This window comes from Pseudomonas sp. AC070, from assembly GCF_979258635.1.
The window spans coordinates 2,084,920-2,103,925 of record NZ_OZ409871.1; the positions used below are offsets into that span (position 1 = coordinate 2,084,920).

The 19,006-nt window shown below is 61.8% G+C and carries 18 protein-coding genes and 1 tRNA gene; 10 read left to right on the plus strand and 9 right to left on the minus strand.

The window, feature by feature from the left end; all coding sequences use genetic code 11:
- Nucleotides 1-41 precede the first annotated feature (41 nt).
- Nucleotides 42-581, plus strand: a complete 540-nt coding sequence (gene sodC / locus ACZZ0Q_RS09440; RefSeq protein WP_463542203.1) for a superoxide dismutase [Cu-Zn] SodC — start codon at nt 42-44, stop codon at nt 579-581.
- Nucleotides 582-718: 137 nt separating this feature from the next.
- Here sodC and ACZZ0Q_RS09445 read toward each other — a convergent pair whose 3' ends face one another.
- Complete coding sequence (locus tag ACZZ0Q_RS09445; protein ID WP_463560507.1) at nt 719-2,254, minus strand: sigma-54-dependent transcriptional regulator; 1,536 nt, start codon at nt 2,252-2,254, stop codon at nt 719-721.
- Between the two features lie 174 nt (nt 2,255-2,428).
- Between ACZZ0Q_RS09445 and pyrF the strand changes: the two genes are divergently transcribed.
- Nucleotides 2,429-3,127, plus strand: coding sequence for an orotidine-5'-phosphate decarboxylase (gene pyrF, locus ACZZ0Q_RS09450; protein ID WP_122495360.1), 699 nt, complete (start codon nt 2,429-2,431; stop codon nt 3,125-3,127).
- A gap of 126 nt (nt 3,128-3,253) precedes the next feature.
- On the opposite strand, the gene lpxH is transcribed toward pyrF, so the two are convergent.
- Nucleotides 3,254-3,982, minus strand: coding sequence for a UDP-2,3-diacylglucosamine diphosphatase (lpxH, locus tag ACZZ0Q_RS09455; RefSeq protein ID WP_463542202.1), 729 nt, complete (start codon nt 3,980-3,982; stop codon nt 3,254-3,256).
- 8 nt (nt 3,983-3,990) lie between these two features.
- On the minus strand, nt 3,991-4,488 hold the full coding sequence (locus tag ACZZ0Q_RS09460; protein WP_463539205.1) for a peptidylprolyl isomerase: 498 nt from the start codon (nt 4,486-4,488) through the stop codon (nt 3,991-3,993).
- Nucleotides 4,489-4,610: 122 nt separating this feature from the next.
- Between ACZZ0Q_RS09460 and ACZZ0Q_RS09465 the strand changes: the two genes are divergently transcribed.
- Nucleotides 4,611-6,317, plus strand: coding sequence for a glutamine--tRNA ligase/YqeY domain fusion protein (locus ACZZ0Q_RS09465; protein WP_463539204.1), 1,707 nt, complete (start codon nt 4,611-4,613; stop codon nt 6,315-6,317).
- Between the two features lie 9 nt (nt 6,318-6,326).
- Entirely contained in the window at nt 6,327-7,709 is a 1,383-nt protein-coding gene (gene cysS, locus ACZZ0Q_RS09470; RefSeq protein WP_463539203.1) for a cysteine--tRNA ligase, read from the plus strand.
- A gap of 179 nt (nt 7,710-7,888) precedes the next feature.
- Here the strand turns inward: cysS and ACZZ0Q_RS09475 are convergent, their stop codons facing one another.
- Nucleotides 7,889-9,190 (minus strand): OprD family porin, encoded by a 1,302-nt coding sequence (locus ACZZ0Q_RS09475; protein ID WP_463539202.1) that lies wholly within the window; start codon nt 9,188-9,190, stop codon nt 7,889-7,891.
- A 292-nt stretch (nt 9,191-9,482) separates the two neighbouring features.
- On the opposite strand from ACZZ0Q_RS09475, the gene ACZZ0Q_RS09480 reads away from it, so the two are divergent.
- Together ACZZ0Q_RS09480 and ACZZ0Q_RS09485 are read left to right on the plus strand one after the other, a co-directional pair.
- Nucleotides 9,483-10,613, plus strand: a complete 1,131-nt coding sequence (locus tag ACZZ0Q_RS09480) for a DUF5610 domain-containing protein (protein ID WP_463539201.1) — start codon at nt 9,483-9,485, stop codon at nt 10,611-10,613.
- 42 nt (nt 10,614-10,655) lie between these two features.
- Complete coding sequence (locus ACZZ0Q_RS09485) at nt 10,656-10,892, plus strand: glutaredoxin family protein (protein WP_463382986.1); 237 nt, start codon at nt 10,656-10,658, stop codon at nt 10,890-10,892.
- Nucleotides 10,893-10,895: 3 nt separating this feature from the next.
- On the opposite strand, the gene ACZZ0Q_RS09490 is transcribed toward ACZZ0Q_RS09485, so the two are convergent.
- The 4 genes from ACZZ0Q_RS09490 to mobA all read right to left on the minus strand — a co-directional run bounded on the left by ACZZ0Q_RS09490 (nt 10,896) and on the right by mobA (nt 12,413).
- The gene (locus ACZZ0Q_RS09490; protein ID WP_122450560.1) at nt 10,896-11,087 is read right to left on the minus strand and encodes a hypothetical protein; all 192 of its coding nucleotides are present in this window, start codon (nt 11,085-11,087) and stop codon (nt 10,896-10,898) included.
- Nucleotides 11,088-11,191: 104 nt separating this feature from the next.
- A tRNA-Pro gene (locus ACZZ0Q_RS09495) sits at nt 11,192-11,268 on the minus strand.
- 100 nt (nt 11,269-11,368) lie between these two features.
- On the minus strand, nt 11,369-11,590 hold the full coding sequence (locus ACZZ0Q_RS09500; protein WP_463539200.1) for a YgdI/YgdR family lipoprotein: 222 nt from the start codon (nt 11,588-11,590) through the stop codon (nt 11,369-11,371).
- A gap of 211 nt (nt 11,591-11,801) precedes the next feature.
- Nucleotides 11,802-12,413 (minus strand): molybdenum cofactor guanylyltransferase MobA, encoded by a 612-nt coding sequence (gene mobA / locus ACZZ0Q_RS09505; RefSeq protein ID WP_463539199.1) that lies wholly within the window; start codon nt 12,411-12,413, stop codon nt 11,802-11,804.
- Between the two features lie 77 nt (nt 12,414-12,490).
- Here mobA and moaB point away from each other — a divergent pair, with 77 nt between their 5' ends.
- Entirely contained in the window at nt 12,491-13,030 is a 540-nt protein-coding gene (moaB, locus tag ACZZ0Q_RS09510) for a molybdenum cofactor biosynthesis protein B (protein ID WP_463539198.1), read from the plus strand.
- Nucleotides 13,027-14,241, plus strand: coding sequence for a molybdopterin molybdotransferase MoeA (locus tag ACZZ0Q_RS09515; RefSeq protein WP_463539197.1), 1,215 nt, complete (start codon nt 13,027-13,029; stop codon nt 14,239-14,241). Before moaB ends, ACZZ0Q_RS09515 begins: the two co-directional genes overlap by 4 nt.
- A 283-nt stretch (nt 14,242-14,524) precedes the next feature.
- On the opposite strand, the gene gliR is transcribed toward ACZZ0Q_RS09515, so the two are convergent.
- A complete protein-coding gene (gene gliR, locus ACZZ0Q_RS09520; RefSeq protein ID WP_463539196.1) occupies nt 14,525-15,547 on the minus strand; it encodes an AraC family transcriptional regulator GliR in 1,023 nt (340 codons plus the stop codon).
- Nucleotides 15,548-15,816: 269 nt separating this feature from the next.
- Between gliR and ACZZ0Q_RS09525 the strand changes: the two genes are divergently transcribed.
- Nucleotides 15,817-17,409, plus strand: coding sequence for an FAD-binding oxidoreductase (locus tag ACZZ0Q_RS09525; RefSeq protein ID WP_463539195.1), 1,593 nt, complete (start codon nt 15,817-15,819; stop codon nt 17,407-17,409).
- Complete coding sequence (locus ACZZ0Q_RS09530) at nt 17,406-18,998, plus strand: glycerol-3-phosphate dehydrogenase/oxidase (protein ID WP_463539194.1); 1,593 nt, start codon at nt 17,406-17,408, stop codon at nt 18,996-18,998. The genes ACZZ0Q_RS09525 and ACZZ0Q_RS09530 overlap by 4 nt, the downstream gene beginning before the upstream one ends.
- Nucleotides 18,999-19,006 lie beyond the last annotated feature (8 nt).

Here is a 19,006-nt window from a genome sequence, read left to right on the forward strand (position 1 = left end):
AGTCAGTAAAAGTCCTGCCCTTGGAAAATAGGATGTTTGCCATGCAACAGCTCTCTCGCTCTTTGCTCGCCGCCGCTTTGACCGTGTGCGCCCTGGGCACCGCTCAGGCTGCCGATTCGGTCACTGTCGATCTCAACCAGGCCACGGAAAAAGGCGCCGGTGCGGCGGTGGGCAAGGTGGTGGTCACCGAGTCGGAGTACGGATTGGTCTTCACCCCGACGCTGACGGGTCTGCAACCCGGCGTTCACGGCTTTCACCTGCACATGAACCCGAGCTGCGACGCCGCCGAAGTGGACGGCAAACTGACGCCGGCCGGCGCGGCGGGTGGGCATTGGGATCCGAAGAAAACCGGCAAGCATGGGTATCCATGGGAAGACGCCAACCACTTGGGCGACCTGCCGGCATTGTTCGTGACAGCTGATGGTAAGGCCACGCAACCGGTTTTGGCGCCGCGTTTGAAGAACCTTTCTGAACTGAAGGGCCATGCGTTGATGGTGCATGCGGGCGGCGATAACCACGCCGATCACCCGGCGCCGTTGGGAGGTGGCGGGGCGCGGTTTGCGTGTGGGGTGATTAAGTAAATAGACGTTTGGGCTGACCCTCTCCCCAACCCTCTCCCGCAAGCGGGAGAGGGGGCTTGACGGAGTTTTATCAGCAGAACGCGTTTTAGCTCCCCTCGCCCGCTTGCGGGAGAGGGGCTGGGGGAGAGGGCTGCGCGTTACGCCCCCTTACCAATCCCATACTTCCTAAGCCGCTTGGCAATCGCCGTATGCGACGTCATCAACCGCGCCGCCAACTGCCGGCTCGACGGATAGCTGCTGTACAGCTTCTCCAATAACCCCCGTTCGAACCCGTCCACCGCTTCCTCCAGACTGCGCACCTCGCCATCGCCCGGCGCGGCCACGGCTGTGCTGGCGATGTCCAGATCACCCACGTCCACCAACGGGCTGTCGCACACGGCGGCGGCGCGGAAGATGACGTTTTGCAGTTGCCGCACATTGCCCGGCCACGGGTTGCTAAGCAGCGCCGGGTAAGTACCAGGCGTAAGGCGGCAGATGGGGCGCTGAATCTGGGCGCAGGCTTGCTGCATAAAGTGGCGGGCGAGCACCAGAATGTCGTGGCCGCGCTCGCGCAGCGGCGGTACTTCCAGGGTCAATACGTTTAATCGGTAAAACAGGTCTTCGCGAAAGCTGCCCTGGCTGACCATGTGTTCCAGGTCGCGGTGGGTGGCGCTGAGGATGCGCACGTCCACTTTCATTTCCCGATCGCCGCCCACGCGGCGAAAACTGCCGTCGCTGAGAAAACGCAGCAGCTTTGCTTGCAGGTAGGGCGACATCTCGCCGATTTCGTCGAGAAATACCGTGCCTTGGTGCGCCAGTTCCAGCAGACCGGGCTTTCCGCCCCGTTGCGCGCCGGTAAAAGCGCCGGGGGCATAGCCGAACAGTTCGCTCTCGGCGAGGTTTTCCGGCAGTGCTGCGCAGTTCAAGGCCAGAAACGGTGCATTACGGCGTGGACTCAACGCATGGCAAGCGCGGGCGACCAGTTCTTTGCCGGTGCCGGTTTCGCCGCGAATCAGTAGCGGCGCATCAAGGGTGGCGATGCGCTGGGCGCGGGCTTTGAGGTTGCGTACTGGCTGCGAGTCGCCAAGCAGCGAGTCGAAGCCTTCGGCGTGATCGTGATGCAGCGCCGACAGCCGCTCGCCGATGCGGTTGGGCAGGTACAGCGTGAGCAAGCCGCCGGCCAGGTGCGGTTGCTCGCTGGCCAGGTTGTCGGTGATGGGCATGGCGTCCAGCAGTAGCGCCTGACCTTTTAACGACACTTCGCGCATGGGCAGGCGAAAGCCGTGGTCGATCAATGCTTGTTGCAGGCCTTCGTCGTCGAACAAGGCAGTCAGCGGTTCGCCCGCCGCTTCATGGCCGCAGAGCGCGGTGAGCGCCGGGTTGGCCAGCAGCACATGGCCGGAATCATCGACGGCTAGCACCGGGTCGGTCATCGCGGCCAGCAGGGCGTCGAGCTGCAGGCGGCGGCGCTGGCCGGGCAGGATGTCGACCACGTTCATGCTCTGCACGCCGTTTATCTGCAGTAACGCGTCGCGCAATTCTTCGAGCACTTGCGGGCTCAGGGTCGGGGCGTCGATGTAGACGTTGGGCGGAATCATCTCCACGGCATCCAGGTTGAGATTGCGCCCGCCGAGCAGGGCGAGTACTTCCTGGGTGATACCAACGCGGTCGATAAAGGTGACGTGAATGCGCATGCGGGTGGCGGCGTCTGCATGAAAAATGGCCGGGCAAGTATGCCCGTTTACCGCCCGGCTTGGCCAAGCCGGCAATGCTGATCGCCGGCCATGCCGCAGCGCGGGTGGCTTGCGCTACAATGCGCGCCGATTTCGACCACTGAACACATCACCGACCTTCGAGACCCGTCGCCCATGTCCGCCTGCCAGACTCCCATCATCGTCGCCCTGGATTTCCCCACCCGCGAAGCTGCATTGCAGCTGGCCGATCAGCTCGATCCTGCGCTGTGCCGGGTCAAGGTCGGCAAGGAGTTGTTCACCAGCTGCGCCTCGGACATCGTCACCACCCTGCGTGACAAAGGCTTCGAGGTGTTCCTCGACCTGAAATTTCACGACATTCCCAACACCACCGCCATGGCGGTAAAAGCTGCCGCCGAGATGGGCGTTTGGATGGTCAACGTTCATTGCTCGGGCGGCCTGCGCATGATGGCGGCCTGCCGCGAAACGCTGGACAAGTTCAACGGCCCGACGCCGCTGCTCATCGGCGTTACCGTGCTGACCAGCATGGAGCGTGAAGACCTGGCGGGTATTGGTCTGGACATCGAACCGCAAGAGCAGGTATTGCGCTTGGCCGGGCTGGCGTCGAAGGCGGGCATGGATGGCCTGGTGTGTTCGGCGCAGGAAGCGCAGGCGCTGAAAGCCGCGCACCCGAACCTGCAACTGGTGACGCCCGGTATTCGTCCGGCGGGCAGCGCGCAAGACGATCAGCGCCGCATTCTCACGCCGCGTCAGGCGCTGGATGCCGGTTCGGATTATTTGGTTATTGGTCGGCCGATTAGCCAGGCCGCGAGTCCATCGCAAGCGCTGGCGGCGGTTGTGGCTGAGTTGGCGTAATCCGCCAGACCCCAACCGAATCGTAGGAGCGAGCTTGCTCGCGAAGCGGTGCCAAGGCCAGCGGCAATGTCGGCCAGGGCATCCATTCGCGAGCAAGCTCGCTCCTACAGTGCAGATAGCGCGCCCTTAGCCCTCAACAAACTCAAAGGCCGCCAACGCAAACCCCTGATCGTCCACCTGCAACGCCCAGCCCTGTTTATCCCAATCGCCCAACACGATTCGTCGTGCCGCTTCGCCGTCTACTTGCAAACGGTGAACGGCGGGGCGGTGGGTGTGGCCGTGGATCAGGGTGCGCACGCCATATTGCGCCATCAGGCGCGGCACTTCTTCGGGCGTGACATCGACGATATCCGCCGCTTTCATTCGCGTTTGCGCGCTGCTTTCCTTGCGCAGTTTGCGCGCCAGCCGTTCGCGGGTGCGACGGGGCAGGTTGCGCAAGATGAACAGGGTCAGCGGGTGGCGCAAGTAGCGGCGCAGGCGCATATAGGCTTCGTCGCGGGTGCACAGGCTGTCGCCGTGCATCAGCAAAACCGGTTCGCCGCCCAGCTCGATTTTCGTCGGGTCGGCCAGCAACGTGCAGCCGGCGGCGCGGCAAAAACCTTGGCCGAGCATGAAATCGCGGTTGCCATGCATCAGGTAAATGGCGGTGCCGCTGTCGCTCAGTTCGCGCAGGGCTTGAGCGATGGAAGCCTGGAACGGGCTCATGGCGTCGTCGCCGATCCACGCTTCAAAGAAGTCGCCAAGAATATAAAGAGCGCCGGCCGTGCGGGCGCGGCCAGCAAGAAAATGCACAAACGCCCGGGTAATGTCCGGGCGTTGTTCTTCAAGGTGCAGATCCGAGATCAGAAGAGTGATCAAACGGCTTACTCGGCAACGATCTCGGCGCGCTCGATGATCACGTCATCAACCGGAACGTCCTGGTGGCCGGACTTCATGGTGGTGGCCACGCCTTTGATTTTGGTGACCACGTCCATGCCTTCAACCACTTCACCGAATACGGTGTAGCCCCAGCCCTGAACGGTCGGCGCGCTGTGGTCGAGGAAGTTGTTGTCGGAAACGTTGATGAAGAATTGCGCGGAGGCCGAATGCGGCTCCATGGTGCGGGCCATGGCCACGGTGCCTACTTTGTTGGAGAGGCCGTTGTTGGCTTCGTTCTTGATAGTGGCGCGGGTGGCTTTCTGCTTCATGCCTGGCTCGAAACCGCCGCCTTGAATCATGAAATTGCTGATAACGCGGTGGAAAACGGTGTTGTCGTAGTGGCCAGCCTTCACGTATTCCTCGAAGTTGGCAACGGTCTCTGGCGCTTTGTCAGCGAACAGGTTCAGGGTGATAACGCCGTGGTTGGTGTGCAGCTTGATCATTGGAAAAATCCACTCTGTCGAGAAATTCGAAGGCCTGTCAGGGGGTTGACAGCTTCGGCTATGATAAGCGCTTTGTTTTGGTCGGCCTACCCTGGCTGCGCACCTGTACGTTCAAGGATCCTATGAGCAAGCCTACTCACGACTCCGCTGCCGTTCCCGCCGCTGACGGCAAAGCCGCCCCGGTTGTACCTGCCAATTTCCTGCGCCAAATCGTTCAGGCTGATCTCGACTCCGGCAAACACACCCAGATCGTCACCCGCTTTCCGCCGGAGCCCAACGGCTACCTGCACATTGGTCATGCCAAATCGATCTGCGTGAACTTCGGCCTGGCCGAGGAGTTTGGTGGCGTGTGCAACCTGCGCTTCGACGACACCAACCCGGCCAAGGAAGACCAGGAATACATCGACGCCATCAAGAGCGACGTGCAGTGGCTGGGTTTCCAGTGGAACGGCGACGTGCGTTATGCCTCGCAGTATTTCGACCAACTGCATGACTGGGCTGTTGAGCTGATCAAGTCCGGCAACGCGTATGTCGATGACCTGAGCCCCGAGCAAGCCAAGGAATACCGCGGCACGCTGACCGAGCCTGGCAAGAACAGCCCGTTCCGTGACCGCTCGGTTGAGGAAAACCTCGACCTGTTCGCGCGCATGAAAGCCGGTGAATTCGAAGATGGCGCTCGCGTGCTGCGCGCCAAAATCGACATGGCGTCGCCAAACATGAACCTACGCGACCCGATCCTGTACCGCATCCGTCACGCCCATCACCACCAGACCGGTGACACGTGGTGCATCTACCCGAACTACGACTTCACCCACGGTCAGTCGGACGCCATCGAAGGCATCACCCATTCCATTTGCACCCTGGAATTCGAAGGACATCGCCCGCTGTATGAATGGTTCCTGGACCACTTGTCGGTGCCGGCCACGCCGCGTCAGTACGAGTTCTCGCGCCTGAACCTGAGCTACACCGTGACCAGCAAGCGCAAGCTCAAGCAACTGGTTGACGAGAAGCACGTTAATGGCTGGGACGACCCGCGCATGTCGACGTTGTCGGGTTTCCGTCGTCGCGGTTACACCGCTGCGTCTATCCGCAAGTTCTGCGAAATGATCGGCACCAACCGTTCCGACGGCGTGGTCGATTTCGCCATGCTCGAATTCGCCATTCGTGACGACCTCGACCACAACGCGCCGCGCGCCATGTGCGTGCTGCGTCCGTTGAAAGTGGTGATCACCAATTACCCGCAAGGTCAGGTCGAAAACCTTGAGCTGCCCTGCCACCCGAAAAACGACATGGGTGTGCGTGCCTTGCCCTTCGAGCGCGAAATCTACATCGACCGCGACGACTTTATGGAAGAGCCGCCAAAAGGCTACAAGCGCCTGGAACCGGGCGGTGAAGTGCGCCTGCGCGGCAGCTACGTGATTCGCGCCGACGAAGCGATCAAAGACGCCGACGGCAATATCGTCGAGCTGCGTTGCTCGTACGACCCCGACACCCTCGGCAAGAACCCGGAAGGCCGCAAGGTCAAAGGCGTGATCCACTGGGTGCCGGCAGCGGCGAGCATCGAATGCGAAGTGCGCCTGTACGACCGCCTGTTCCGCTCGCCGAATCCGGAGAAGGCAGAAGAGGGCAAAAGCTTCCTCGACAACATCAACCCCGATTCGCTGCAAGTGCTCACCGGCTGCCGCGCCGAGCCGTCGCTGGCCCAGGCCAAGCCGGAAGACCGCTTCCAGTTCGAGCGTGAAGGTTACTTCTGCGCTGATATCAAAGACTCGCAACCTGGCCGGCCGGTGTTCAACCGCACCGTGACCCTGCGCGATTCGTGGGCGTGAGGACATAACGTGCTTTCGATTTACAACACGCTGACCAAAACCAAAGCGCCGTTCAAACCTCTGGACGGCAATAAGGTGCGCATGTACGTGTGCGGCATGACCGTGTACGACTACTGCCACCTCGGCCACGGCCGCAGCATGGTGGCGTTCGACCTGATCACCCGTTGGTTGCGTTTCAGCGGCTATGACCTGACGTACGTGCGCAACATCACCGACATCGACGACAAAATCATCAACCGCGCCCGGGAAAACGGCGAGAGCTTCGACGCCCTGACCGCGCGCATGATCGATGCGATGCACGAAGACGAAGCGCGCCTGAACATCAAAAAGCCGGACATGGAACCGCGTGCCACCGACCATATCGACGGCATGCACGCGATGATCCAGACCCTGATCGACAAGGGTTACGCCTACGCCCCCGGCAATGGCGACGTGTACTACCGCGTCAACAAGTTCCTCGGCTACGGCAAGCTCTCGCGCAAGAAGGTGGAAGACCTGCGCATCGGCGCCCGTATCGAAGTGGACGAAGCCAAGGAGGACCCGCTGGATTTCGTGCTGTGGAAAGGCGTGAAGCCGGGCGAGCCGAGCTGGGAATCGCCGTGGGGCGCGGGTCGTCCGGGCTGGCATATCGAATGCTCGGTGATGTCCACTTGCTGCCTGGGTGACACCTTCGACATTCATGGCGGCGGCAACGACCTGGAATTTCCGCACCACGAAAACGAGATTGCCCAGAGCGAGGCGGCCACCGGCCAGCCTTACGCCAACGCGTGGATGCACTGCGGCATGATCCGGATCAACGGCGAGAAAATGTCGAAGTCGTTGAACAACTTCTTCACCATTCGCGACGTGCTGGAAAAGTATCAGCCCGAAGTGGTGCGCTACCTGTTGGTATCGAGCCACTACCGCAGCTCGATCAACTATTCCGAAGACAACCTCAAAGAAGCCAAGGGCGCGCTGGAGCGGTTCTACCACGCGCTAAAAGGGTTGCCCTCGGTGCCGGCTGCCGGTGGTGAGGCATTCGTTGAACGCTTCAGCGCCGCCATGAACGACGACTTCGGCACGCCGGAAGCGTGCGCCGTGTTGTTTGAAATGGTCCGCGAGATCAACCGCCTGCGCGACAGCGACGCTCAGGCCGCTGCCGGTTTGGCCGCGCGCTTGAAAGAGCTCGCCAGCGTGCTGGGCGTGTTGCAGATGGAGCCGGACGACTTCTTGCGTGCCGGCGCCGAAGGCAAAGTGGACGCCGCGCAGGTAGACGCCTTGATCGCCGCGCGCCTGCAAGCGCGTGCCGACAAGAACTGGGGCGAATCCGACCGCATCCGCGACCAGCTCACCGCCATGGGCGTGGTGCTGGAAGATGGTAAGGGCGGGACCACCTGGCGCTTGGCGGATTGATCGTTAGCGCATCACAAAAAACCCGCCGATTGGCGGGTTTTTTGTGGGCGGATTTTTTCGCGATCCTGTAGGAGCGACTTCAGTCGCGATCCCTGGAAAAGGTACTTCGGCGACGGACCGCATAACGGCCATCGCGACTAAAGTCGCTCCCACAGTTTAAAAGGCCGGGCGTTAGCGCCTCACCACAACCCAACCGTGTAACTCACAATCAACCGGTTCTCATCGAGATCATTGCCAAAGTTCGACCGCGCTGTGGCGTTGCGCCATTTCACGCCGAGGTTTTTCAACGGGCCGTCCTGGAACACGTAGGCAATGTCCATGTTGCGTTCCCATTCTTTGCCGTCGTTGTCGCCGCCTGCACGCTCCACATCGTCGCCGTTGAGGTAGCGGGTCATAAACGTCAGGCCGGGAATGCCGATGGCGGCGAAGTTGTAGTCGTACCGCAGCTGCCAGGATTTTTCGTCTTTGTTGGCGAAGTCACCGATCTGCACGTAGTTGACCAAGAACGGATCGGTGACGTTGACGTAGGCAAACCCGGTGTCCCCACTCATGCGTTGGTAACCGGCGCCAAAGGCGTGGCCACCGAGGCTGTAGGTGAACATGGCGCCCAGGGCGTTGTTATCGACATTACTGCTGCCGTCGTCGCGAGAGCGGGCGTAGCGGATGTCGGATTTCAGCGACTGTTTGTCCGCCAGTGGCAGCACGTGGGTGAGGTTGACGATGTGCTGTTTATAGAACTCGTCCAGGTTGCCGTAGCTGTAGGCGGTGGTGAGCTGGTCGTTCCATTTGTAGCTGCCAGAGGCGAAGTTGAATTCATCGCTGGTCAGCCCGGCCGTGGCGACGATGTTGCGCCGGCCGCCGCCGTTTATGACCATTTCTTCGTAGTCGGACGAGTCGCGGTAGTTCACCCGCTTCAGTTGGCCGGCATCCAGGGTCAGGTTGTCGATGTCCAGCGAGTTGAGCTGGCCGCCCTGGAAAATCTGCGGCAGCAGGCGCGAGTCGTTGGCTTGCAACACCGGCACCTTGGGCATCAGCGCGCCGACTTTCAACGTGGTTTTCGAGGCTTTCAGTTTTGCCGTGACGCCCAGGTCGCCGTAGGTGTCTTGCGCCTCGCCGGTGTCGCGGTCTACTTGCAACAGGCCGGTGCCGGTGCGGCCACGGCCGGAATCCAGTTTCACCCCCAGCGTGCCCAACGCGTCGACGCCAACGCCAACAGTGCCGTCGGTATAGCCCGATTCATAGCGCAGCAAAAATCCCTGCGCCCATTCTTCAGACTTGCTGCGAAATTCGCCGGGTTTGCCCGTCACGCCCGGTGGGTTGGGGCTGCCGTCCTGGCGATAGTCGCGGTTCATATAGAAGTTGCGCAGCTCCAGGCTGGCTTTGCTGTCTTTGATGAAGTCTGCGTAGGCAAGCGTGGGAAGGGTTAGCGAAGCGCCAACGGTAGCCAGGGCTACAGCGTTGGCGAGGTGAGCTTTGCTCATTATTGTTTTCTCCTCGTGTGCGGATCGGTCGGTGGTGGTGTGACCGTTTTGTGACCGCGTGTGAATCTAAGCACGGGGAAATCAATAGCGCCTTGTAGACCTTAGTCGGCCGGGCGCCGGGGCCAAATCGAGCCGCCGTTTCGTCCGCCCGCTAAGCCGCATGCTAGGGCTTCCGCTATAGGATTTTTCCTAAATAGCCTTAGGACCATCGGTCGGCCGTGTGGCGAATTGCCCTCAACTTTTGGCAAACGGTGTCGTCAACCTTGCAGATGTCTCGTCGAGGAAAACGACCATGGCTACTTCATCTGCTGCTTTTCTGCCGACCAACCTGCGCACTGGAAATGTGGGCGCTTCGTCCGCTGGCGCCGGTGCCATCGATCCGCAGAAAACCTTGGCCAACCGTCTGGCCGACCGTTTGGGCCTCAAGCCCGGCGACCTGAACGACAAAGCCAGCAACTACACGCCCGACAAAGTGGCCGACCGAATTCTTGGCTTTGTGGAAGGCGGTATCAAAAGCAAAGCGGCCTCTGGCGCCGACAACGCCGAGCTGCAAGACATGCTCGAGCAGGCACGCAAAGGCATTGAAAAAGGCTTCGCTGAGGCGAAGAAAATTCTCGATGGGCTGGGTGTGCTGGGCGGCAAGGTCGCCGCCGACATTGAAGAAACCTACAGCAAAATTACCGCGGGTTTGGACAAGCTCGGCGAAAGCCTAGGCGTGCCTGCCAGCGGCACCCAACCGGGTGAAAGCACCTCCATTACCGGCGACTACAGCGACCGCAATTACCAAGCGCAGGCGCAGAGCTTTGACATGAGCCTGACCACGCTGGACGGGGACAAAGTACGCATTCTGGCCGCCAATGCGTCGTCCAGCGAGAGCACTAAATCTGCAGACGGTTCATCGACCAAAACCATGCAGGTGGCCGGCTATTCGGTGGAAGTGGACGGTGACCTGAACGAAGAAGAAATGGCCTCGCTGAAAGATTTGTTCAGCAAGGTTTCCGACATCTCCGACAAGTTCTATTCCGGCGATCTGCAAGGCGCGTTTGACCAGGCGGTGAAGCTGGATATCAACGGCACGCAGCTGGCGAGCATGTCGCTGAACATGACCACTGCCAGCGTGCGCGCGACAGAAACCTACGGCTCGGTGGCCGGCGGCAGCAAAGCCGGCGCCAGCAACAGTGCGCTCAACGACTACGCCAAAAGTTTGGTGGACGGTCTGCAGACAGCCAGCGGCTTGTCGGATAATCCGGCGAAGGTGATGTCGGACCTGCTCAAAGGCGCGTTCAGTCTGGATGACCGCTTCGACCAGGAAGATCTCGACAAGGCGCAAACCCTCAACGACCGCCTGCTTGAGGGCCTCAAAGGCCTGATCACGCCGCAAGCGCAAGCCACCACCGCGACGGCCGCTGCCAGCGGTCAGTGAGTGGGCTAAACTGCGCCTCATCTTTTTGCTTGAGGCGCAGTCATGCTTCCCGAATGCCAACTCTTCGGCACCCTGGGTTGTCACCTATGTGAAGTGGCCGAGGCGCTACTGATGCCGTTTGTTGAACACGGTTTGCTGGTCGAACTGGTCGACATTGGCGAAGACGAAACGCAGGTGGAAACCTACGGCCTGCGCATTCCGGTGCTGCGCCGCTGCGACACCGGTGCGGAGTTGAACTGGCCGTTCGATGCCGACCAAATTGTCGCCTTTCTTCAGTAAGCGTTAGTCGTCGCGCGACTCGCCGCGACGGCGAGGAGAGGCGGGCGTGTCCTGAAAGACCTCGGCCACTTCGCAGGCCATTTTCTCGGTGGGCATCGGGCCGGCCACTTGCTCGCCAGCGGCCGAACACACCCACCAATTGCCCGCGCCGATCTGCTTGATCACATAACCGTTTACGGTTTTTTCCGCGCTCATTGTTTGCTCTCTTTTAAGAAGAAGTGGGCTGGCTGCACAGCATCCAGTAAAGGCCAAAACGCGGCCAATAAAAAACCCGCCAAGAGGGCGGGTTTTTCAGGGATTGGTCGGAGAGACAGGATTCGAACCTGCGACCTTCTCGTCCCGAACGAGACGCGCTACCAAGCTGCGCTACACTCCGAATGAGGCCAGATTTTACTGAAAAAGTTTTAGTGCACAAGGGGTTAGGCGGAAATTTTTCTTGGCCGCGCTAGCCCCTTTTTAGCGGGCGGGGCGCAGCCTCAGAGTTCTTTCACCGTGCGCACTTGGTCTTTGTTGACCTTGGTGCGCTTGCCGTCGAGCTGCTCGAATTCGTAGAAACCGGAGTCGCTGTCGTACTCGGGTTGGTCAACGGTTTGAATCTCGCGACCGTCGTTCAAGGTGATCACTGACGGCGACGAACAGGCGGCAAGGGCAACAAGGCCAGCGGCCAAAACAAGGGCGGGAATAATCCGCTGCTTCATGGGTTTTCTCCGGTGTGTGCAGACCGATGTCTGCGCATAGGGTTCATGCTTTTTTTTCACGAAGCATGAGACGCAAGCGAAGCGGCCAAGTTCAGTGGTGCAGGCCAAGTTGTGGGAGCGACTTTAGTCGCGATGGCGTTTATTCGGTTTTCCAAGAGAACACATTTTCCAGGAATCGCGACTGAAGTCGCTCCTACAGAAACGCCGTGGCCTATGAGTGTTCGAAACCTGACTGGCGCTCCGTCTCGTGCAGCAGCTCAGGCGTATTCAAATTCGCCAAACGCTGGTCGTCCTCGGCCAAATCCAAATACACCGCGCCTTGAATCTCAAACGCCTGCCTTGGGCTGCGCTTGCCGGCTTGCCAGGCCTGTTCAACGCCAGCGGCGATGGCGGTGGGCACCACGCTGAACAGCGGTTCCCATTGCGCGCCGCGACGCAGCATCAGCGGCTTTTGTTGCTGATGCGCGGCGGCACGCATGGCGGCAATCAGCGCCAAATCAATTAGCGGCGCATCGCACGGCAACACCAGCAACCAGTCATGTTTCGCCACCGCCAAGCCGGCGCGAATGCCGGCCAGCGGGCCGCAGAAATCGGCGTTGTCATCACTTACCAGCCGATCGGCATAAGGCGCGTAGGCGGCGTGGTTGCGGTTGCAGGAAATAATCAGATCATCGGTGAGCGGCCGGGTGAGGGCGTGCAAATGAGCGATCAGCGGCTGGTTGCGCCAATGCACCAGGCCCTTGTCCTGGCCGCCCATACGCTGGCCACGGCCACCGGCTAATAGCAGAACGGAACAGGCGGGCAGGGTGGGCAAATCGGTCATGCAGGCTTCCGGCGCGAGAGAGGCGAGGGCTGTGATATAAACACCGACCTGCCTCCCCCACAACCGGATTTGAGCCTATGAACACCAAGGCTGATGCACACTTTGTGCCCCTGAATATCGCCGTTCTCACCGTCAGCGACACCCGCTCGCTGGAAACGGACACCTCGGGCCAATTGTTTGTCGACCGCCTCACCGCCGCTGGCCATAACCTCGCCGCCCGCGTGCTGCTGAAAGATGACCTCTATAAAATTCGCGCCCAGGTCGCCACCTGGATTGCCGAAGACACGGTGCAAGTAGTGCTCATCACCGGCGGCACCGGCTTCACCGGCCGCGACAGCACCCCGGAAGCCGTGGCTTGTTTGCTGGATAAACAAGTCGACGGCTTCGGCGAGCTGTTCCGCCAGATATCCGTGCCGGATATCGGCACCTCCACCATTCAATCCCGCGCCCTCGCTGGGCTTGCCAATGGCACGTTGGTTTGCTGCCTGCCGGGCTCGACCAACGCCTGCCGCACCGGCTGGGACGGCATCCTCGCCGAGCAACTGGATAACCGTCACCGCCCATGCAATTTCGTGCCGCACCTCAAACAAGCCGCGCCCTGCGAGACGCGCGGATGACTGAGGGCAAACGCAGCGCGCTGCTGCCGGTCGAGCAGGCCCTTGAGCGTTTGCTGGCGCTGGCCGAAACCACGCCCATCGCCGAAACCGAGCGCGTGGCGCTGGCGGATGCCCACGGTCGGGTGTTGGCCGAACCGTTGATCGCCACCCTGGATCTACCGCCCTGGCCCAACAGCGCCATGGACGGTTACGCCCTGCGCGTGGGTGATTGGCACGGCGAGCCAATACCCGTGAGCCAACGCATTTTCGCCGGCCAGGCGCCGCAACCGCTGCAGCCCGGAACTTGCGCGCGGATTTTCACCGGCGCACCGGTTCCCGCGGGTGCCGATGTGGTGGAAATGCAGGAAAACGCCGAGGTGCTCGAAGACGGCCGCGTGCGTTTTACCGAGCCGCTGAACGTCGGCCAGAACATTCGCCCGCAAGGCCAGGAGACGCGCCTCGGCGAGGCGGTGCTGGTCGCCGGCACGCGTTTGAATGCTATCAAGCTCGGCCTGTGCGCCACCCTTGGCGTGGCGGAACTCACCGTGGTGCGCCGCCCTCGTGTGGCCGTGCTGTCGACCGGCGACGAACTGATCGAGCCGGGCCAGCCGCTTGGCCCAGGGCAGATCTACAACAGCAACCGCACCTTGCTGTGCCAATGGCTGCGGCAAGTGGGTTGCGAGGTGGTGGACGGCGGCATCCTGCCGGACAACCTCGAGCAAACCCGCGAGCGCCTCGGCGGTTTTGAACGGGTGGACCTGATTCTGTCTACCGGCGGCGTGTCGGTGGGTGAGGCGGATTTCCTCGGCCATGCCTTGCGCGAAGAGGGCGAACTGACGCTGTGGAAACTGGCCATTAAGCCGGGCAAGCCGTTGACGTTTGGCCATTTCCGTGGCGTGCCGGTGATTGGTTTGCCGGGCAACCCCGCTTCGACCTTGGTGACCTTTGCGCTGCTGGCACGGCCGTATTTGCTGCGGCGCATGGGCGTGAGCGAAGTCACACCGCTGCGGTTTCCGGTGCCGGCCGGGTTCGTATGGCGTACTGCCGGCGAGCGCCGCGAATACTTGCGGGCGCGTATCGAAGACGGCAGGGCGGTGCTTTACAGCAACCAAAGCTCGGGCGTGCTGCGCAGTGCGGCGTGGGCTGAAGGGCTGGTGGAAGTGCCGGAAGGGCGGACGTTGGGGGAAGGGGATAGTGTGAATTTTATTCCGTTGAGTGAAGTGTTGAATTAGTGGCGCGGGAATGACGGTGGTGTCTGGAAAAACCTCCGTCATCCTCGCGAACGCGGCGGTCCGACGATTCGGGATCCAGAGTCTCCCGCTGGGCAAAGCAATCGAGGCGATTGGTGATCTATTCCGACGCAGGAAATGTGGCGAACCCGCAACCGCACTTCGATCCGAAACTCTGGATCCTCGCGTTCGCGAGGATGACGGTGGTGTCTGGAAAATCCTCCGTCATCCTCGCGAACGCGGGGATCCAGAATCTCAAGCCGAACAAACTAACCGAAGCCACCCGTCATCCCTTCCGACGCCGCTCCCGATACTCCCCCGGCGTCATCCCCGTCCAGCCTTTAAAGCTGCGATGAAACGACCGTGATTCGGTAAACCCCAGGTAATACGCAATGTCCTGCACCGGCAACGTACTGCGCGTCAGGTAGTGCTCAGCCAGTTCCTGTCGCAACTGGTCGAGAATTTCCTGATAGCTGGTGCCCTCCAGTTGCAAATGCCGTTGCAGGGTGCGCACGGTCATGTCGAATTTTTCTGCCACCCGTTCCTTGCGCGGCAGCCCATCCTTGAGCAGCAAACGCAGGGCGTTTTTCACTCGTAGCGGTAGCGGCTCGCCTTCGTCCAGCCCGGCCATCAGGGTCAGGGCGTGTTCTTCCAAGGTGCGCAGCAAGTTGGCGTCGGCCTGGCGCAGCGGCACGTTGAGGTATTCCATCGGCACCAGCAGGGCATTGACCGGCTGTTCGAAGTGCACCGGGCAGCCGAACACGTGCTCGTACTCGGCCAGCTCGGTGCCGGGTGGCTGTGGATGCTCGAACCACACGGCCTGGGGCGAGCGGTCCATGTCGGCGATCCAGCGCGCGTACAGCAGCCAGGACGTCAGCACGTTTTCGACCATGTGCCGGCGGATTTCAGCGGGCTGGTGCCTGCAACTCCAAATCAGCCGCAGGTGGTCGCCCGCCGGTTCCAGGCGGCTGACGCCCATGTCGCCCACCAATTTTTCGTACGGCACGATGCGGCTCATGGCTTCGCCCAGCGTCGCGCAGTTCATGGTGATGTAGCCCAGCACGCTCCACGACCCCGGCTGAGTAAAGTGCCCGGCATGCAGCCCGAACAGCGGGTCGCCGGACTCGCGCAGCAAATGCTCGAGGAGTTTTTCGTGGGCTTCGCTGGGCAGACGCCGGCTGTTGTCGTCGAGGTCGTTGGCGGTCAGGCCGGCAGCGGCGAGCGCGGCGGCCGTGTCCACGCCCAGGTGCTCGGCGTGGCGCAGGTATTTGAGCAGGGCGGGAACGGAGGTGTAGCCAAGTGCTTGCATGGCGTTTTTCTTGTTCTGGTGGACTGTCTTGATTGGCCACTTTGGCTGTCTTGTTTCGACAGTGTTCTTCCCGAGCGGCTGGCTAGTATAGGCAGCCAGATCACGTGAAACCTACTGCGCTTGGCCGGGCTGCGTTAAAAACCGACTCGCAATGCTCATTGGCTACAGCCAACTGCGCTTACTCGCCGGTTTTTGCCTTGCGCGGCCTTCGCTCGCTACGGTTTCACGCGATCTGGAGATCAATCCGAAACTGGCACAAGGAGACAGCAATGCGGCGTTGGAACGGTTGGGGTGACGAGGCCACGGTGGTGGAGTTGCCGGCGCACGGCGGTGCGTTTCTCGCTGAGTTGATTGGCCCCGGTCAGCCATTGCCGGATGCCACTCTGGCGCAGGTGCTGGCCCAGGTGCCGGTCTCGCGCCTGGCCATTCACCCGTTGGTGAGCAGCGATGCCGAGGTACGTGTGCGCCACGCCCGTGGCCAAAGCCTGCCGGATTGGCTGGCGATGCGCGAAGGGCGCTTCGAGGTGTTTCCCGATGGCGTTGCCTTCCCGGAAACCCCGGCGCAAATTCGCGAGCTGCTCGCCTGGGCAGCGGCCCACGACGTGCTGGTGATTCCCTACGGCGGCGGCACCTCGGTGGCGGGGCATATCAATCCGCAAGCCGGCGACAAGCCAGTGCTCACCCTGTCGCTGGAGCGCATGAGCCGCCTGCTGGAACTGGACGAGCAGAGCCTGATCGCCACCTTCGGCCCCGGCGCCAATGGCCCGCAAGTGGAAAGCCAGTTGCGCGCTCGCGGCTACACGCTGGGGCATTTTCCGCAGTCGTGGGAGCTCTCGACCCTCGGCGGTTGGGTGGCCAGCCGTTCCAGTGGCCAGCAGTCGCTGCGCTATGGGCGCATTGAGCAGCTGTTTGCCGGCGGAACGATGGAAACCTTTGCTGGCACCTTGCAGATTCCTACGTTTCCAGCCTCAGCCGCCGGGCCGGATCTGCGCGAAATGGTGCTGGGTTCCGAAGGCCGTTTTGGCGTGATTTCCTCGGTGCAGGTGCGGGTCACCAAACTGGCGGTCGACGAGAAATTCTATTCCGTGTTTTTACCTTCGTGGCCGCAGGCGCTGGAGGCGATTCGCACGTTGGGGCAGGCGCGGGTGCCGCTGTCGATGCTGCGTTTGTCCAATGCCATCGAAACCAAAACCCAGCTGGCCCTGGCCGGCCACCCCGAGCAGATCGCCTGGCTGGAGAAATACCTGGCCCTGCGCGGCGCGCGTGACGGCAAGTGCATGCTGACCTTTGGTGTCACCGGCAATCGCGCGCAGAACGCGCTGTCGCTGAAGCAGGCGAAAAAGCTGCTGAAGGGTTTTGGCGGCGTGTTCACCGGCACCTTGCTGGGCAAGAAATGGGCAGAGGGGCGTTTTCGTTTCCCGTACCTGCGCGAGGGGTTGTGGCAGGCCGGGTACGCCGTCGACACGCTGGAAACGGCCACCGACTGGGCCAATGTGGACAGCCTGCTGAATAAAATCGAAGCCAGCCTGCGCGGCGGTCTGACGGACGAAGGCGAGCAGGTGCATGTGTTCACTCACTTGTCCCACGTGTACGGCGAGGGTTCGAGCATCTACACCACCTACGTCTTTCGCCCCGGTACCGGCTACGCCACCACCCATGCGCGCTGGCAGAAGCTCAAGCATCTGGCCAGCAGCACGGTGGTGAATAACCGCGGCACCATCAGCCATCAACATGGCGTGGGCCGCGATCATGCGCCGTATTTACCAGTGGAGAAGGGCGAGCTGGGCATCGCCGCGCTGCAGGCCATGGCTGATCATTTCGATCCGGACCAACGCCTTAATCCGGGTGTGTTGCTGAAATGACTGCCCCCCAGTGGAACGCCGCCTGGCGTGCCTCGGCGCTGGCGGAGCTGGCTGCGCGCGAGTGGGATGTGATTGTGGTCGGCGGCGGCATCAGCGGTGCCGGCATTTTGCGCGAGGCGGCGCGGCGCGGTTGGCGCTGCCTTCTGATTGAGCAGCGCGATTTCGCCTGGGGCACCTCAAGTCGCTCGTCGAAGATGGTCCACGGCGGCCTGCGGTATATCGCCAAAGGCCAGTTCAAGCTGACCCGCGACTCCGTGCACGAGCGCCAACGCTTGCTGGGCGAGGCGCCGGGTTTGGTCGAGCCGCTCAGCTTTGTGATGCCGCATTACCACGGCCAATTTCCTGGCCCAACAGTGTTCAGTGGCTTGCTGCGGGTGTACGACGCGCTGGCTGGCAAACGTAACCATCAGTTTTTTAGCAAAGCCGAGCTGGGCTACCTGGCACCCGGTTTGAAGAACGACGCGCTACAGGGCGGCACACGGTTTTACGATGCCGTCACCGACGACGCCCGCCTGGTGATGCGCGTGCTCGGCGAAGCGCGGGCCGACGGCGCTGAAGCGCTCAATGGCCTGAAGGTGGTGGAGCTGAATCGCGTGGATGGCCGTGTGGTCGGCCTTACGGCCGAAGATGGCGAGAGCGGCAAGCACGTGCACTTCAAGGCCGGGGTGGTGGCGCAGGCCACGGGCGCCTGGGCCGACCGCTTGCGCAGCACGCACACCGACGAGCACATCCGCCCGTTGCGCGGCAGTCATTTGCTGGTGCCCGCCTGGCGCTTGCCGGTGGCTCACGCGTTCAGCTTTATGCATGCCAGTGACCGGCGGCCGGTGTTTGTCTTTCCGTGGGAAGGCGCGACCGTCATTGGCACCACCGACCTCGATCACGCCGACGACATCGATCAGGAAGCCCGTATCAGCAGAGTCGAAGTCGATTACCTGCTCAGCGCCTGCGAGCAGCAGTTCCCCCAGGCCAACATTGGCGCAGCAGACGTGCTGTCGACCTGGGCCGGCGTGCGGCCGGTGGTTACCAGCGGCGCGGGCAGCCTGAAACCGTCGGATGAAAAACGCGAGCATGTGCTGTGGACCGAACCCGGCGCCGTGACGCTGGCCGGCGGCAAGCTCACCACCTTTCGCTTACTGGCTTTGGAAGTGCTCAACGCTTGCGCGCGGATGCTGGGCAAAACCGTCAGCGATAACGGCAGCGCCGTATTCCGGCCGATGCCGAGCGTGATGCTGGCCGGGTTGGGCGCTATGCAACAGCGGCGCCTGGCGGGTCGCTACGGTTGCCAGTTGCCGTTGTTGCAACCGCTGCTGGAGCAGGTCGGCACTGAAAGTGTCGGCGCCACCGACACGCTGTGGGCCGAACTTGCTTTCGCGGCTGAGCACGAGCTGGTGCTGCACCTGGATGATTTGCTGCTGCGTCGCACGCGGCTGGGCTTGCTGCTGGCCAACGGCGGCGCCGCGTTTTTGCCGCGCATTCAGCAGGTCTGCCAGGGGCGCCTCGGCTGGAGCGATGAGTGCTGGCAGCAGGAACAACAGCAGTACCTGAGCCTATGGCAGCGCTGCTACAGCCTGCCGGCACAAGAACAATAAAAGGCCCA